Origin of the sequence: Vibrio sp. MM46 (assembly GCF_027587135.1) — a bacterium.
GTDB classification, from domain to species: domain Bacteria; phylum Pseudomonadota; class Gammaproteobacteria; order Enterobacterales; family Vibrionaceae; genus Vibrio; species Vibrio harveyi.
In genome coordinates, this window is the sequence record NZ_JAPPTO010000003.1 from 213,465 (window position 1) to 229,799 (window position 16,335).

A 16,335-nucleotide genomic window follows, 5' to 3' on the forward strand; every position below is an offset into this window, starting at 1 on the left:
ATTGCCTGCACCGCCTCTTTTTGCTATAGATACCCGCCTTAAATTGACTGCAAAGCAGTTGACTAGGTGTAAGTAGGAGATGCTGTATGCCAGAATCAAAGAAGAAAACGATAGGCATCCTAGCCATTGCCGGTGTGGAGCCATATCAGGAAAAGCCTGGTGAAGAATACATGTCACCAGAGCAGGTTGAACACTTTACAAAGATCTTAACAGCTTGGCGTAATCAGCTCAGGGAAGAAGTCGATCGCACTGTACACCACATGCAGGACGAAGCAGCAAACTTCCCAGATCCAGTTGACCGTGCTTCTCAAGAGGAAGAGTTCAGCTTAGAACTGCGTAACCGTGACCGTGAGCGTCGTCTGATCAAGAAGATCGAAAAGACTCTAGATAAAATCACTGAAGACGACTTTGGCTTCTGTGAATCTTGTGGCGTAGAGATCGGCGTTCGTCGCCTAGAAGCGCGTCCAACTGCAGACCTTTGTATTGACTGTAAAACACTTGCAGAGATCAAAGAGAAACAGATGCAAGGTTAATCAATCTGGCATTATGATTATTGAAAGGGAGCTCAGGCTCCCTTTTTGTTTTAGCTAACTTCGCAACGTCGAGTTTGTCGCTTTTTATACCCGTATAATTTCGAGATATACGCATGACACGCTATGTAGGTCGATTCGCCCCATCCCCTTCTGGTCCATTACATTTTGGTTCCCTCGTTGCTGCATTGGGCAGCTATTTCCAAGCGAAAGCTAACCAGGGTACTTGGCTCGTTCGTATTGAAGACCTTGATCCACCAAGAGAGATGCCAGGAGCGGCTGAGGCTATATTAAATGCGCTAAAAGCATATCAACTGCATTGGGATGGCGAAGTGGTCTACCAAAGTGACCGTCACGACCTTTATCAGACGCAAATTGATACTTGGTTAGAGAATGGTGATGCTTACTATTGCCAATGCACGCGCAAGCAAATCAAAGAGCATGGTGGTTATTATCCCGGCACTTGTCGCGACAAAGGCTTGAAAGAAGGCGCGATTCGCCTAAAAATGACCAAGCCCATCGCTAATTTTCTCGATCAGAAGCATGGCTTGATGACCATGCCTCCTGCGTTAGTAAATGAAGATTTCATTATTAAACGTCGAGATGGATTATTTGCCTATAATCTTGCGGTAGTATTAGATGACATTGACCAAGGGGTGACTGAAGTCGTCCGTGGAGCCGATTTAATTGAACCTACAGGTCGTCAAATCAGCTTGTACCAAATCCTTGGAAAACCAGAAGTTAGCTACTTACATTTGCCATTAGCGATGGATACTAATGGCAACAAGCTGTCGAAACAAAATCATGCGACAGCGATTGATGTCGATAATCCGAAGCCTGCTCTGCTGCACGCCATGACGTTTTTAGGCTTCCATATTCCAGAAGCCATTCAAGCCGCTAATGTAGATGAAATACTGCGTTGGGGATGTAAAAATTGGTGTTTAGAGCAGCTTCCAGCAGAGATCGAGATCACACCGAGATTCTCAAACGGCACTGCGTAGGCTATTATTAGCCGCAAAATTGGCCCTAGAGGCGTAAAAAACTAACCAAAGCAAGATTGGATTAAACCCAGTTATTGCCAGATGCACATGAATACAAACGACTATACAACAAGCGAATCTGCCATGATCCCAGAACTCGCTCTCAATGTAATTACTCGTGAAGAGCACAACATTTCGCGTAAGCAGATCAGTGACAATGCACTGAAGGTGCTATACCGACTAAACGGTGCCGGTTTCGATGCTTTTCTTGTGGGTGGCGGGGTTCGAGACTTACTGCTTGGACAGAAACCAAAAGACTTTGATATCGCAACCAACGCGACTCCAGAACAAATCAAGCAACTATTTAGAAACTGCCGTTTGATTGGTCGTCGCTTCCGTCTCGCCCACATTATGTTTGGACGTGACATCATCGAAGTTGCGACTTTCCGCGGTCACCACCAAGAGCAAAAAAACAAGAACGTTTCACAGCAGTCTAAAGAAGGCATGCTGCTTCGTGACAATGTTTACGGCACGATTGATGAAGATGCAGAGCGCCGTGACTTCACGATTAACTCGATGTACTACAACATCGCAGACTACTCAATTCACGACTACGCGCGTGGTATTGAAGACCTAGAAGACCGCCTTGTTCGCCTGATCGGTGATCCAGAAACCCGCTATCGCGAAGACCCTGTACGTATGCTGCGTGCGATTCGCTTTGCCGTGAAACTCGACTTCGACATCGAAGAAGACACCGCCGCACCAATTGAAGAGATGTCAACGCTACTACGCGACATCCCATCTGCGCGCCTGTTCGAAGAATCGTTAAAGCTGCTTCAATCAGGTCATGGTCTAGAGACCTATCACCTCCTGCGTGAGTACAACCTATTCCAACAGTTGTTCCCAGCAATTGCTGAGCACTTCACGGAAGAATACGAATCTCACACCGAGCAAATGCTCGATTTAGTGCTTGATTCAACCGACATGCGTATTGAAGAAGGCAAGCGCATTAACCCAGCATTCATGTTTGCTGCAATGCTGTGGTACCCGCTATGTGCGATGGCAGATAAGTTAATGGAACAGCGTAATCTGTGCCATTACGATGCCATCATGGAAGCGAGCAACATCATTCTTGATGACCAAGTTCGTACGATTGCTATTCCACGCCGTCATACCGCCACTATCCGTGAAATTTGGCAACTGCAATTACGTCTTCCTCGACGTAATGGTAAGCGTGCATTCCGCCTAATGGAGCTCAACAAATTTAGAGCTGGCTTTGATTTTCTTGAAATGCGCGGTGAAATTGAGGGTGGCGAGACTCAGAAGCTTGCCAAGTGGTGGGAAACTTTCCAAAATGCAGGCCGAGAAATGCGCCAAGCAATGGCAGGTGACCTTGATAGCCAAGCACCTAAAACCGGTCAACGCCGCCGCAAAACCTATCGCAAGAAAAAGAGTAAGCCAAAATCATGATCACAGCATACATTGCGGTAGGCAGTAACTTGGCTGATCCCGTCAGCCAAGCGAAACAAGCGATTGAGGCTCTAAAATCAATCCCAAACTCTGAGTTTGTGCAAGCCTCTTCGCTCTACAGCAGTACGCCGATGGGACCACAAAACCAACCGGATTACATCAATGCGGTTGTGGCGATAAAAACCAATTTGACGCCTCTTGAGCTACTCGATTGCACCCAAGCGATTGAGCAAGAACAAGGGCGTGTCCGTAAAGATGAACGTTGGGGACCAAGAACCTTGGATCTCGATATGATTCTCTACGGCAATGAGGTGATTGATTCCGAAAGACTGACAGTTCCACACTATGGAATGAGAGAGCGCGAGTTCGTACTCTACCCTCTTGCGGAAATTGCACCAAGTTTACAACTCCCAGACGGGACCGAGGTATCGTCACTACTTGAGCAAGTAGATCGTAACGGCCTCAGCATTTGGCAGTCATAGCCAACTCCTAGTGAGGAAAAAACAATGAAAAAAATGACCATTAACGACCTGATTAAGTGGAAGCAAGAAGGTCGTAAATTTGCTACTTCAACTGCATACGATGCGAGCTTTGCCCAACTTTTTGAAAGCCAAGAAATGCCTGTTTTATTAGTAGGTGACTCTCTAGGTATGGTTCTGCAAGGTAAATCAGACACGTTACCCGTTACTGTTGAAGATATCGCTTATCACACCCGCTGTGTACGCGCAGGCAGCCCAAACTGTCTATTGATGGCTGATATGCCATTCATGAGCTACGCAACGCCAGAGCAAGCGTGTGAGAACGCAGCAACGCTAATGCGTGCTGGTGCAAATATGGTAAAAATCGAGGGCGGCGACTGGTTAGTTGATACCGTTAAGATGCTAACTGAACGTGCTGTACCAGTATGTGCTCACCTTGGTCTAACCCCTCAATCAGTCAATATCTTTGGTGGTTACAAGGTGCAAGGTCGCGATCAAGAAAAAGCCGATCGTATGGTAAAAGACGCACTGGCACTGCAAGAATCTGGTGCTCAAATTGTTTTACTAGAGTGTGTTCCTGCTGAATTAGCGGCTCGTATTACGCAAGTTCTTGATGTTCCAGTAATTGGTATTGGTGCAGGTAATGTGACAGATGGTCAAATTCTTGTAATGCACGATATGTTTGGAATTTCGGCGAACTACATGCCAAAATTCTCGAAAAACTTCCTTGCTGAAACAGGCGATATGCGCAAAGCCGTGGCTCAATATATGGCTGATGTTGAAAGCGGTGCATTCCCAGACGAAGCTCATACCATTGCCTAGAGGATAAATGCATGCAAACTTTTGCGGAAATCTCAGCGATTCGTGAACAAGTAAAAACCTTTAAGCGTGAAGGTCGTAAAGTGGCGTTTGTTCCAACTATGGGCAACCTCCATGAAGGTCACTTAACACTTGTTCGTAAAGCTCGCGAATACGCGGATGTCGTTGTTGTAAGCATCTTTGTAAACCCGATGCAGTTTGACCGTGCAGACGATTTAAACAACTACCCTCGAACTCTAGAAGAAGATTTGAGCAAGCTAGGTGGTGAAGGCGTAGAAATCGTGTTCACACCAACACCTGAAATCATCTACCCAGAAGGCTTGGATAAACAAACGTTTATTGATGTTCCTGGTCTGTCTACCATTCTTGAAGGTGCTTCTCGCCCAGGTCATTTCCGTGGCGTTACTACCATCGTCAACAAGCTTTTCAACATCGTTCAACCTGATGTTGCGTGCTTTGGTGAAAAAGACTTCCAACAACTTGCCGTGATTCGCAAGATGGTTGAAGACTTGGCAATGGACATCGAGATTATTGGCGTACCAACAGTACGTGAGATGGACGGCCTTGCAATGAGCTCACGCAATGGTCTTTTGACGATTGATGAGCGTCAACGTGCACCAGTGCTAGCTCGTACAATGCGTTGGATCAGCAGCGCAATACGTGGCGGTCGTGATGATTACGCATCAGTGATTGAAGACGCAAGCGATCAGCTTCGTGCAGCAGGTCTTCAACCAGATGAAATCTTCATCCGTGATGCTCGTACACTTCAAGCAATCACTGCAGAGACAACCCAAGCGGTAATCTTGATGTCAGCATTCCTAGGAAAAGCCCGCCTAATCGACAACCAAACGGTTGATATGGCAGTAGAAACCAAAGAAGATGAATCAAGCGAAGAAAGCTCAGCGAGCGCAGAGTAAATCTAAATCTTAAATAAAAAAGGTCGGCACTAAGCCGACCTTTTTTGTATCTGGTAATGAGATTTATGAGTAGACGCATTGAAGTCCTTCAGGGCGAGTCTTAAATCGCTTGTGCAACCACATCCACGCGGGAATATCTCGTTTTATCATCCCTTCAATCTCTTGATTCAAAATACTCGCGGCTTTAACTGGATTTCGTCGTTCAAACTGCCCACTCAGATCCTCACCAATGTAAAGCGTATATCGGTTATCGTTCATGACCGTCACTCCGGACATCACCGCACACTTGGTTGCATCAATTAATACACTCGACCCCGCCGTACTTGCCGCCTGTTCAACAGCAAAGAAAGGAGCAAACACCGAATTGTTCACCCCGTAATCGTGATCTGGTAGGTACCACAGTCGCTGACCATTTTTCAGAACTTTAAGCATCGACTTTACGTCTTTTCGGTCTATCATTTGATGCCCACAGCGCGTTCGACCGCGATGCTGAATAAACTCATAAGCAGGGTTTGAGTTCGGGCGATACACACCGTACCCTTTCGCAAATTGGCTAAAAATACGCGCCGTCATCTCTAAGTTAAGATGGTGGCTGCATATCACCAGCACACCACGTCCATTTCTTTCTTGTTCAAGAATGCGCTCTTTACCAACCACCGTCACCAAACGTTTTACCCGCCAATCGGGCCAAAACCAAGCCATGCCCGTTTCAATCAGTGCCATGCCGGTGTATTTAAAGTTTGCCTTCACCAACTCCTCACACTGTTGTTCATTATATTCAGGGAAGCAGAGCTTGAGATTACGCTTAGCAATTTTCCGGCGGCGCTTCATTGGCAGCATTGCAAGGGAGCCAATACCTCTTCCCAGTGCTCGCAGCAGCGGATACGGTAGCGCATTAACAACAAACGCGAGCAAGCCAAATGCAAACCAGACAGACCAGTATTTAGGGAGAAGCAATTTCAAGGTGAAAGGTGGGGACGGAACGGTATTCATGGCTTGACTCATTTACAACAAATGCATTTACAGAAATGAGTAAAACCTAGCATGTAAAAAGTCGAAAAATTGTATGGGAATGTATAGAAATGCATAAAGAAAGAGCAGCTCTCATCGCTGCTCTTTCAACATCTGTTTATGTTAGCTTCTCAAGCCAATTCCTTTGGTCACGAGGTAATGTGCCACGGCATAAAGCGCAACAACGAATACCGTCAGCACGCTAAATGACGTCACAATGCCAACATCAGAAACCCCAAGAAAACCGTAACGGAATGCGTTCACCATGTAGACGATAGGGTTCAGCTTCGACACACCTTGCCAGAACTCAGGCACCAGGCTGATAGAGTAGAACACGCCACCTAAGTAGGTCAGAGGTGTCAATACAAACGTCGGGATTATAGAGATATCGTCAAACGTTCTTGCATAAACTGCGTTGATTAAGCCACCTAGTGAGAACACAACTGATGTCATAAATACCGTCGCGATAATGATGCCCCAGTGGTCGACTTGCAGATCCACAAAAAACAGAGACACAAACGTCACAATGGTTCCCACCAATAAACCACGCACAACGCCTCCCATGACAAAACCGAGGATGATCACGTAGTTTGGTACCGGTGCAACCAGAAGCTCTTCAATATTACGCTGAAATTTCGAGCTAAAGAACGATGAGGCCACATTGGAATACGAGTTGGTGATCACCGACATCATAATCAGACCAGGCACAATGTACTCCATGTAACTAAAACCGTTCATGTCGCCAATGCGAGAGCCAATCAAACTACCAAAAATGATGAAGTACAGCGTCATTGTAATCGCTGGCGGAACTAGCGTTTGTACCCAAATACGAGTAAAGCGATTGATTTCTTTGGTGAGCAGGCTGCAAAAAGCCGTCCAATATAACTTGTACATTATTGGTTACCTCCGCGAACGATGCTGACAAACAACTCTTCCAAGCGGTTCGCTTTGTTACGCATAGACAGCACTTTTACGCCATGTTCGGAAAGCTGACTGAATACTGAGTTCAACCCCTGGCTCTTATCCAGTTCAATTTCTAGCGAGCCATTTATCATAACCTGACTATTCACCCCTTTAAGCTCTGGCATCTCACCGTCAAACTCAACATCGAGAATGAAGGTTTCAACACGAAGCTTACCAAGCAGCGCTTTCATCGTCGTATTCTCAATAAGCTCACCTTTGTTGATGATACCGATATTGCGACACAACATTTCTGCTTCTTCAAGGTAGTGAGTCGTTAGAATGATAGTAATACCCTGCTCTTGGTTAATCTCTTTTAAGAAATCCCACATCGAGCGACGCAATTCGATATCGACACCAGCGGTTGGTTCATCAAGGATCAACAACTGTGGTTCATGCATTAAAGCGCGAGCAATCATAAGACGGCGCTTCATACCACCAGATAGATTACGCGCACGTTCTTTGCGTTTTTCCCACAAATCGAGCTTTGTCAGATACTTCTCGGCACGTTCTTTCGCCTGAATCTTTGACACGCCATAATAGCCAGCTTGCTGCATCACAATCTGTTCAACCGTCTCAAATTGGTTGAAGTTGAATTCTTGTGGCACCAAACCTAGGTTTTGCTTTGCTAATTCAAGATGCGTATCAATGTCGTAACCAAAGACCTTGGTCGTACCTGAGGTTTTGTTTACCAAAGAAGAGATAATGCCAATCGTAGTGGATTTACCTGCACCATTTGGTCCTAGAAGCGCGTAGAAGTCACCTTTTTCTACTGTTAGGCTAATACCCTTCAACGCTTCAAATCCGCCCGCATAGGTCTTGCGAAGCTGTTCAATTTCTAATGCGTACATTGCGTAATAATTGCCATCTGTTGATGAATCGTGAATGCCAATACCGATAGAGAGTTGATATGACTCAGCGGTCAAAGCGGTATTGCACTGAAGTTGAATTAGTTTATCGTTGAATAACGATGAATACAAATAAACCTTTCTATAAAATTAGAAATAACTATAAATCCCCGACTCCGTATACTAAAAAGCGCCGCCAAACAACTTTGGCAGCGCTTTTAAAAAACAAAACAAGATTACATTGTTAGCATTTGATGCTCATCTGTTTCTACATGCTTTATCGCAGCATTCAATGCCTCATAACGGAACTTGTAAGTGTTCTCATCAGGGACTAAATCAATCACGTGGAACTTCTCTAATTGCTCACGTGTGCGTTGGTTTGGACACAGCAAGTAAACTTCACACTCCGCATCCAACGCATCTTTGATCGCATTCTCAAGCGCTAAGCCTACCGTAACATCAATCATCGGCACATCAGTCAGATCGAGGATCATCACTTCGTAATCCGAAATACTGGAGTGTTGACGAGAAATGGCTTTCGAAACACTGAAGATCATTGGTCCAGACAAGTAGAAGAACAAGACTTTACCATTGGCTCGATCAAGCAGTCCTCGTTCACTGTCCGTAAGCGGAACATCATCTTCATCGGCATCACTGATGGCCTTAACTTGGCGTGCTTGCTCACGACTCAAACGCTCAATGATGATGATATTAGAAATAAATACCCCTAACCCCACAGCAACAATCAAATCAACAAAGACCGTCAGCAGCATGACGCCATACATAACCGCCATACCTGGGAAGCTCACCTTATGAGCACGTTGGATAAAACTCCAATCAAGAATATTGAAGCCAACATACACTGCAATACCCGCCAGCACAGCCATCGGGATAGGTTCGGTCAAGCCACTTGCAACCAAAACCACCAGCGCGAGAATCAGCGCACGAATAACACCAGACAAAGGGGAACGAGCCCCTACTTGGATATTGGTTACTGTACCCATTGTGGCACCAGCACCTGGTAAAGCGCCAAACAAACCAGAAATCATGTTTGCCAAGCCTTGACCACGTAGCTCCTTGTCTGAGTCATGCTCTTTACGTGTTAATGAATCACCGATTACCGCAGTTAATAGCGTATCAATACAACCCAACGTACCCAGAACTAATGCATCAATGACCATCTCGGTGAACATCGCAGGATCGATATGTGGCACGACCAAAGAAGGTAAGCCTGCGGGGATTTCACCAATTCGACGAATGTCTTCTGCATCAAACAAAATCACCGATAACAACGTAACCGCTACTAGCGCGACAAGTTGGGCGGGTACGTACTTACGATACTGCTTCGGAAAGAAGAATAAGATGCCTAACGTCAGCAAACCCAAAAACAACTCGCTAAACTTCAGGTTAGAAATGGTATCAGGCAATGCCGATAATGTGCCTATAACCCCACCAGAAGGCGCAGCATGACCGAGTAAAGGCGACAACTGCAAGATAATCAGAATCACGCCAATCCCTGACATGAATCCCGAGATGACACTATAAGGCATGAGTGTCACGTATTTACCGAGTTTCAATGTACCAAGCACAATTTGAAACGCCCCCGCCATCATCACAACGGTGAATGTCATTGCCATTCCCGTCTCTGGGTACTTCGCCATCATACTAGTCAACACGGCGGTCATGATCACTGTCATAGGACCGGTAGGCTCAGAAATCAGAGTGTTGGAACCACCAAACAGTGACGCGAAAAGCCCCACCATGATCGCACCCCATAAACCTGCTTCTGCGCCAGCGCCAGATGCGACACCAAAGGCTAACGCAAGAGGAAGTGAAATAATGGCCGTGGTGACGCCACCAAACAGATCCCCTTTCAAGTTGATATCCTTAAAGCGACTACCGAACATTGAATTTGCTCCCTGCATTAAAAAGACAAAATGCCATCAATCTAACAAATATTTCGTCAAAGAAAAAAACACAATAAAACCACGAATTCGCTAGGCTTATTCGCATACTGAATGATGTCTGCATATTTTATGATTTTCACAGCGAGAACTAGTCAGATGAGTCATCTTGAATGAATATTTAACGGGATCGAAATTGTAACATTGTGTATAGTTACAGCGCTGATCGCTTTATAAGCACTGGTGAGTGGTTGGTTTTTTTAATTTTTAGGGAAGTAGATGTCAGATGCCGGAAATTAAACAATTATTCGAAAATAACTCTAAGTGGTCAGAAGAAATTAAATCTGATCGTCCAGAATACTTTGCAAAGCTTGCAGAAGGTCAGAAACCAGACTTTCTTTGGATTGGATGCTCAGACAGTCGCGTTCCTGCAGAGCGATTGACCGGTCTTTTCTCTGGCGAGTTATTTGTTCACCGAAACGTTGCGAACCAGGTCATCCACACAGACCTAAACTGCCTCTCTGTGGTGCAATACGCCGTGGACGTATTGAAAGTAAAACACATCATCGTATGTGGTCACTATGGCTGTGGTGGCGTTAACGCCGCTATTGATAATCCTCAGCTAGGTCTTATCAATAACTGGTTACTTCATATCCGTGACCTTTACTTTAAACATCGCCCCTACCTAGACCAGATGCCTCTTGAAGACCGCGCTGACAAACTGGGTGAAATCAACGTAGCTGAGCAAGTCTATAACTTAGGCAACTCCACCATCATGCAAAATGCGTGGGAGCGTGGTCAGGACGTTGAGATTCATGGCGTAGTTTACGGGATTGAAGATGGTCGCCTTGAATACTTGGGCATTCGTTCAAACTCAAAAGAGACCGTGGAAGCCTCTTACCAAAAAGCGCTCTCAACCATTCTTAACTCAGACAACAAATTGCTTTGTCGCTGAGTTAAAAACATAAGCCGAACCAAATAAAAGAAAACGCCCGTTAATTGCTTAACGGGCGTTTTTTGTATTCTTCTATCAAGACTAATGACTACTCTTGAGGCACCACTTTACCAATGAACGGTAGATGACGGTATTTTTGAGCGTAGTCGATACCCACACCAACTACGAATTCATCAGGAATAGCAAAACCAACATAATCAACTGGCACTTCAACTTCACGACGTGATGGCTTGTCTAGCAGCGTACAAATCGCAATAGACTTCGGCTCACGTAGAGACAGGATTTCACGGATCTTGTTCAGTGTGTTACCTGTATCAATGATGTCTTCCACGATCAGTACGTCTTTGCCTTTGATGTCGTCATCAAGGTCTTTCAGGATACGTACGTCACGAGAGCTTTCCATCGTGTTACCGTAGCTAGAAGCGGTCATAAAGTCGACTTGGTGAGTCAGTTCGATTGCACGAGCCAAATCGGCCATAAATACAAATGAACCGCGTAGCAAACCAACCAGAACCAGATCTTCGCTACCTTGGTAACGTTCTGTAATTTGCTTGCCTAATTCACGAATACGTTCCTGAACTTCTTGCTCAGAAATCATGACTTCTACTGTATGTTTCATACTGTGCTCAATTTTCTTTGTGGGTTGAGGTAGGTCGTACGCAAACGATCACCTTATCTTGCGGCGTGTAGTGTAACACCCCACTCAATAGGTGGAAAGTCGCATCCCATTTCGTTGAATTCTTGGATGAAAGTCTTAATTTTAGAACTTATATCATTGAATGAAACATCAATAATGACATTACTGTCTATAAATTACGCATCAGATGTTGACCTTGCACATATGCACCATTACACTCATCAATGCTTTAAGCAACTATTAAAATAATCAATTAGGGGACTATCCCCAAAATATCAACTCAAATGGCAAGGAAAATGGATTATGGACTCAATTGCAAAGAGACCTCGTACTAGGCTTTCCCCTCTAAAACGTAAACAGCAACTAATGGAAATCGCTCTTGAAGTGTTTGCTCGCCGCGGCATTGGTCGTGGTGGTCACGCTGATATTGCAGAGATTGCTCAAGTTTCTGTTGCGACAGTATTTAACTACTTCCCAACTCGCGAAGACTTGGTGGATGAAGTTCTGAATCACGTGGTTCGTCAATTCTCGAACTTCTTATCAGATAACATCGACTTAGACATTCATGCACGCGAGAACATCGCTAACATCACTAACGCAATGATTGAACTAGTAAGCCAAGATTGCCATTGGTTGAAAGTTTGGTTCGAGTGGAGTGCATCAACACGTGATGAAGTGTGGCCGCTATTCGTAACGACAAACCGCACCAACCAACTGCTGGTGCAAAACATGTTCATCAAAGCTATCGAACGTGGGGAAGTTTGTGACCAACATGAACCGGAACACTTGGCGAATCTGTTCCATGGTATTTGTTACTCTATCTTCGTACAAGCAAATCGCTCTAAGAGCGAAGCCGAGCTATCAACACTCGTTAGTGCTTACCTAGATATGTTGTGCATCTACAACCGCGATCACTAAGCTAAAACGCGAGTTTAACTAAATGAAAGGCTGACACTGGAGTGTTGGCCTTTTTCGTTTTAGACAGCTGCGAAGCTGGATTTTATTTTGCTTTTCTACGAACAAGTTCAGCCAACCCCTTCTTAATCGAAACTCCTTTCATGATTATCCAAATACATACCTCTCGATTCCTTGGTGTTAAACCAAGAGATTTCCAACTATCAAGCACAATCGCCTAAAAGGAGACCTCATTCCCTCTTCAAGTTCCGCGCATAAAAAAACCGCTGACGAATCAGCGGTTTTTATCATTCAAGTTTTAAGACTCTCGGTCTTCAAAAGAAGTTATTTTTTCTTTTTAACTGCTTTTTTGTTTGGAAGGTCAGTGATTGAACCTTCAAATACTTCAGCAGCTAGACCCACTGACTCGTGTAGAGTTGGGTGAGCATGGATAGTTAATGCGATATCTTCAGCATCACAACCCATCTCAATAGCTAGACCGATTTCACCAAGCAGTTCGCCACCGTTAGTACCAACGATTGCACCACCAATAACACGGTGAGTCTCTTTATCGAAGATTAGCTTAGTCATACCGTCTGCACAGTCAGATGCGATTGCACGACCTGATGCAGCCCATGGGAATGTTGCCACTTCGTAGTTGATGCCTTCAGTTTTCGCTTCTTTCTCAGTCTTACCAACCCATGCCACTTCTGGCTCAGTGTAAGCAATTGAAGGAATAACTTTAGGGTCGAAGTAGTGCTTCTTGCCAGAGATAACTTCTGCAGCAACGTGACCTTCATGCACACCTTTGTGAGCAAGCATTGGTTGACCAACTACGTCACCGATCGCGTGGATGTGAGGAACGTTAGTGCGCATTTGCTTATCAACGTTGATAAAGCCACGCTCGTCCACCTCAATGCCCGCTTTTTCAGCGTCGATAAGCGCACCGTTTGGAACACGACCGATAGCAACAAGAACCGCATCGTAGCGCTCAGCTTCTGCTGGTGCTTTTTTGCCTTCCATTGAAACGTAGATACCATCTTCTTTCGCTTCAACTGCTGTTACTTTCGTCTCAAGCATTAGCTTGAACTTGTCTTTAATACGCTTAGTGAAGACTTTAACGATATCTTTATCCGCAGCAGGGATAACTTGGTCAAACATCTCGACTACGTCTACTTTAGAACCTAGTGAGTGGTAAACCGTACCCATTTCTAGACCGATGATACCACCGCCCATGATAAGCAGCTTTTCAGGTACTTCTTTCAGTTCTAGAGCATCCGTTGAATCCCAAATACGTGGGTCTTCATGCGGGATGAATGGCAGTTTGATTGGGCGAGAACCCGCAGCAATGATAGCGTTATCGAAGTTAACCGTCGTTGACTCGCCTTCGCCTTCTACAAGGATAGAGTTAGGACTTGTGAACTTACCGTAGCCGTTTACTACAGTAACATTACGCATCTTCGCCATACCGCTAAGACCGCCAGTCAGTTGATTTACAACTTTCTCTTTCCAGATACGGATTTTGCTGATGTCTGTTTGCGGTTCGCCAAACACAACACCGTGCTCAGCCATCGCTTTCGCTTCTTCGATAACTTTTGAAACGTGAAGAAGTGCTTTAGATGGAATACAACCAACGTTTAGACATACACCACCAAGAGTGCTGTAACGTTCAACTAGTACTGTTTCTAGACCTAAGTCCGCACAACGGAATGCAGCTGAGTAACCAGCAGGACCAGAACCAAGTACAACAACTTGGGCTTTAATTTCTTTGCTCATTGTGACCTCTTGTAGTCATTATCCCTAACAGGCTGAGTAGATGTTCTTAAATTATTAGGCTTTCAAACGATCAATATTTTACAGAGATGTTAACAGTGTGAAAGCAGCTTTAAGTTAGCCTGTGAGCTAGACAACAATTCATCTTTCAGATTCTGAACGATGTGAGAAATTGTCGTCTAAAAATAGTCTTTTATATAAAGAAGTAAGGTGACCCGAAAGCCACCTTAACTATTACTTTCTATATTACAGTACTAGGCGACGAATGTCTGATAGTGCACCGTTTAGGAAAGTAATGAAGCGTGCACCTTCTGCACCATCAATCACACGGTGGTCGTATGATAGAGACAGTGGAAGCTGTAGACGTGGTTCGAACTCTTTGCCGTTCCACACTGGCTTCATTTCAGATTTAGATACACCTAGGATACCTACTTCTGGCGCGTTTACGATTGGCGTAAACGCTGTACCGCCGATACCGCCAAGGCTAGAGATTGTGAAACAACCGCCTTGCATGTCAGCTGCCGTTAGCTTACCTGCACGTGCTTTCTTAGAAACTGCCATTAGCTCTTCAGATAGCTCGTAAATGCCTTTCTTGTTCACGTCTTTAAATACAGGAACAACAAGACCGTTTGGCGTATCTACTGCGATACCTACGTTCACGTACTTCTTAAGAATGATGCTTTCGCCATCTTCAGAAAGTGAAGAGTTAAACGCAGGGAACGCTTCTAGTGCTTTCGCTACTGCTTTCATGATGAACACAAGAGGAGTGATCTTCATGCCAGTGTCTTTCTTCGCTTCGATTGCATTCTGCTCTTTACGGAACGCTTCTAGCTCAGTGATGTCAGCGTTGTCCCACTGTGTAACGTGAGGGATCATTACCCAGTTACGGTGTAGGTTTGCACCAGAAATCTTCTTGATCTTAGAAAGCTTCTGAACTTCCGTCTCACCGAACTTGCTGAAGTCAACTTTTGGCCAAGGTAGTAGACCAAGCGCTGCGCCGTCGCCCTTACCAGATGCTGCCGCACCAGCGCCAGACTCAAGACGCTTAAGCGCATCTTTAACGTAAGCTTGAACGTCTTCTTTTAGGATACGGCTCTTACGACCAGTACCTTTAACCTTAGATAGGTTAACGCCAAATTCACGAGCAAGACGACGGACAACTGGAGACGCGTGTGCGTAGTCGTTGTTCTCTTGGAAATCGTTCGCTGCAGGTGCAGCTTCAACTTTTGCTGCTGGAGCAGGAGCCGCTGCAGGTGCTGGAGCTGCTGCTTGTGCAGGTGCTGCAACAGGAGCTGGAGCTGCGCCAGCTACTTCGAATACCATGATTAGAGAGCCAGTCGTTACTTTATCGCCAGCTGCAATCTTGATTTCTTTTACCGTACCAGCGAATGGAGCTGGAACTTCCATTGAAGCTTTGTCACCTTCAACAGTGATTAGAGATTGCTCTTCTTCTACTGTGTCGCCAACTTTAACCATGATCTCAGTAACTTCAACTTCGTCACCGCCGATATCTGGAACATTCACTTCTTTGTCAGCTGCTGCCGCTGGAGCTGCTGGAGCTTCTACTCGGTCCGACGCCTCGGCTGCTGGAGCCGCTGCTGCGCCTGAACCGGCAGTTTCGAATACCATGATTAGAGAACCAGTTGTTACTTTATCACCAGCAGCAACTTTGATCTCTTTTAGAGTACCGGCGAATGGTGCTGGTACTTCCATTGATGCTTTGTCGCCTTCAACCGTTAGAAGAGATTGCTCTTCTTCGATGCTGTCGCCAACTGCAACCATGATTTCAGTAACTTCTACTTCGTCGCCACCGATATCTGGAACGTGAACTTCTTTCAGTTCTGCCGCTGCAGGAGCTGCAACTGGTGCAGCTTCAACTGCTGGAGCTGCCGCAGGAGCCGCTTCTGCAGCGGCACCTTCAGCTTCGAAAATCATGATTAGAGAACCAGTCGTAACAGAATCACCTTCCGCTACTTTGATTTCTTTAACGATACCTGCTTGAGACGCTGGAACTTCCATAGAAGCTTTGTCGCCTTCTACAGTGATAAGAGACTGCTCTTCTTCAACCTTGTCGCCAACGCTTACAAGAATCTCAGTAACTTCAACCTCATCCGCACCGATGTCAGGTACATTAATTTCGATTGCCATTGCTTATTTA

At 45.3% G+C, this 16,335-nt stretch carries 15 protein-coding genes; 8 read left to right on the forward strand and 7 right to left on the reverse strand.

Going from position 1 to position 16,335, the window contains the following annotated elements:
- Window positions 1-86 precede the first annotated feature (86 nt).
- From dksA to panC, 6 genes are all read left to right on the forward strand, one after another.
- Complete coding sequence (gene dksA, locus OH459_RS04760; protein ID WP_005439389.1) at window positions 87-533, forward strand: RNA polymerase-binding protein DksA; 447 nt, start codon at window positions 87-89, stop codon at window positions 531-533.
- Between the two features lie 113 nt (window positions 534-646).
- On the forward strand, window positions 647-1,531 hold the full coding sequence (gluQRS, locus tag OH459_RS04765; RefSeq protein ID WP_005446291.1) for a tRNA glutamyl-Q(34) synthetase GluQRS: 885 nt from the start codon (window positions 647-649) through the stop codon (window positions 1,529-1,531).
- Window positions 1,532-1,612: 81 nt separating this feature from the next.
- Window positions 1,613-2,980, forward strand: a complete 1,368-nt coding sequence (pcnB, locus tag OH459_RS04770) for a polynucleotide adenylyltransferase PcnB (protein ID WP_005446289.1) — start codon at window positions 1,613-1,615, stop codon at window positions 2,978-2,980.
- Window positions 2,977-3,462, forward strand: a complete 486-nt coding sequence (folK, locus tag OH459_RS04775; RefSeq protein ID WP_005446287.1) for a 2-amino-4-hydroxy-6-hydroxymethyldihydropteridine diphosphokinase — start codon at window positions 2,977-2,979, stop codon at window positions 3,460-3,462. The genes pcnB and folK overlap by 4 nt, the downstream gene beginning before the upstream one ends.
- Window positions 3,463-3,486: 24 nt before the next feature.
- Window positions 3,487-4,281, forward strand: a complete 795-nt coding sequence (gene panB / locus OH459_RS04780) for a 3-methyl-2-oxobutanoate hydroxymethyltransferase (protein ID WP_269985994.1) — start codon at window positions 3,487-3,489, stop codon at window positions 4,279-4,281.
- An 11-nt stretch (window positions 4,282-4,292) separates the two neighbouring features.
- Window positions 4,293-5,195: a pantoate--beta-alanine ligase gene (panC, locus tag OH459_RS04785; RefSeq protein WP_269985995.1), complete on the forward strand. Its 903-nt coding sequence runs from the start codon at window positions 4,293-4,295 to the stop codon at window positions 5,193-5,195.
- A 63-nt stretch (window positions 5,196-5,258) separates the two neighbouring features.
- Here the strand turns inward: panC and OH459_RS04790 are convergent, their stop codons facing one another.
- The 4 genes from OH459_RS04790 to OH459_RS04805 all read right to left on the reverse strand — a co-directional run bounded on the left by OH459_RS04790 (window position 5,259) and on the right by OH459_RS04805 (window position 9,921).
- On the reverse strand, window positions 5,259-6,188 hold the full coding sequence (locus OH459_RS04790) for a Kdo(2)-lipid IV(A) acyltransferase (RefSeq protein ID WP_005446281.1): 930 nt from the start codon (window positions 6,186-6,188) through the stop codon (window positions 5,259-5,261).
- Between the two features lie 141 nt (window positions 6,189-6,329).
- Window positions 6,330-7,100 carry an ABC transporter permease gene (locus OH459_RS04795; protein ID WP_269985996.1) on the reverse strand — a complete coding sequence of 257 codons (771 nt, stop codon included), beginning with the start codon at window positions 7,098-7,100 and terminating at the stop codon, window positions 6,330-6,332.
- A complete protein-coding gene (locus OH459_RS04800; protein ID WP_005446278.1) occupies window positions 7,100-8,017 on the reverse strand; it encodes an ABC transporter ATP-binding protein in 918 nt (305 codons plus the stop codon). The genes OH459_RS04795 and OH459_RS04800 overlap by 1 nt, the downstream gene beginning before the upstream one ends.
- A gap of 233 nt (window positions 8,018-8,250) precedes the next feature.
- Window positions 8,251-9,921: a SulP family inorganic anion transporter gene (locus tag OH459_RS04805; protein WP_009698752.1), complete on the reverse strand. Its 1,671-nt coding sequence runs from the start codon at window positions 9,919-9,921 to the stop codon at window positions 8,251-8,253.
- Window positions 9,922-10,204: 283 nt separating this feature from the next.
- Between OH459_RS04805 and can the strand changes: the two genes are divergently transcribed.
- Window positions 10,205-10,873 (forward strand): carbonate dehydratase, encoded by a 669-nt coding sequence (gene can / locus OH459_RS04810; RefSeq protein WP_005446273.1) that lies wholly within the window; start codon window positions 10,205-10,207, stop codon window positions 10,871-10,873.
- Between the two features lie 88 nt (window positions 10,874-10,961).
- Here the strand turns inward: can and hpt are convergent, their stop codons facing one another.
- Window positions 10,962-11,492 carry a hypoxanthine phosphoribosyltransferase gene (gene hpt / locus OH459_RS04815; protein WP_005446271.1) on the reverse strand — a complete coding sequence of 177 codons (531 nt, stop codon included), beginning with the start codon at window positions 11,490-11,492 and terminating at the stop codon, window positions 10,962-10,964.
- Between the two features lie 321 nt (window positions 11,493-11,813).
- On the opposite strand from hpt, the gene opaR reads away from it, so the two are divergent.
- Window positions 11,814-12,428 carry a transcriptional regulator OpaR gene (gene opaR, locus OH459_RS04820; RefSeq protein WP_005446268.1) on the forward strand — a complete coding sequence of 205 codons (615 nt, stop codon included), beginning with the start codon at window positions 11,814-11,816 and terminating at the stop codon, window positions 12,426-12,428.
- Between the two features lie 321 nt (window positions 12,429-12,749).
- Here opaR and lpdA read toward each other — a convergent pair whose 3' ends face one another.
- The gene (gene lpdA / locus OH459_RS04825) at window positions 12,750-14,180 is read right to left on the reverse strand and encodes a dihydrolipoyl dehydrogenase (RefSeq protein WP_269985997.1); all 1,431 of its coding nucleotides are present in this window, start codon (window positions 14,178-14,180) and stop codon (window positions 12,750-12,752) included.
- Between the two features lie 243 nt (window positions 14,181-14,423).
- A complete protein-coding gene (gene aceF, locus OH459_RS04830) occupies window positions 14,424-16,325 on the reverse strand; it encodes a pyruvate dehydrogenase complex dihydrolipoyllysine-residue acetyltransferase (RefSeq protein ID WP_017817680.1) in 1,902 nt (633 codons plus the stop codon).
- Between the last annotated feature and the right edge of the window lie 10 nt (window positions 16,326-16,335).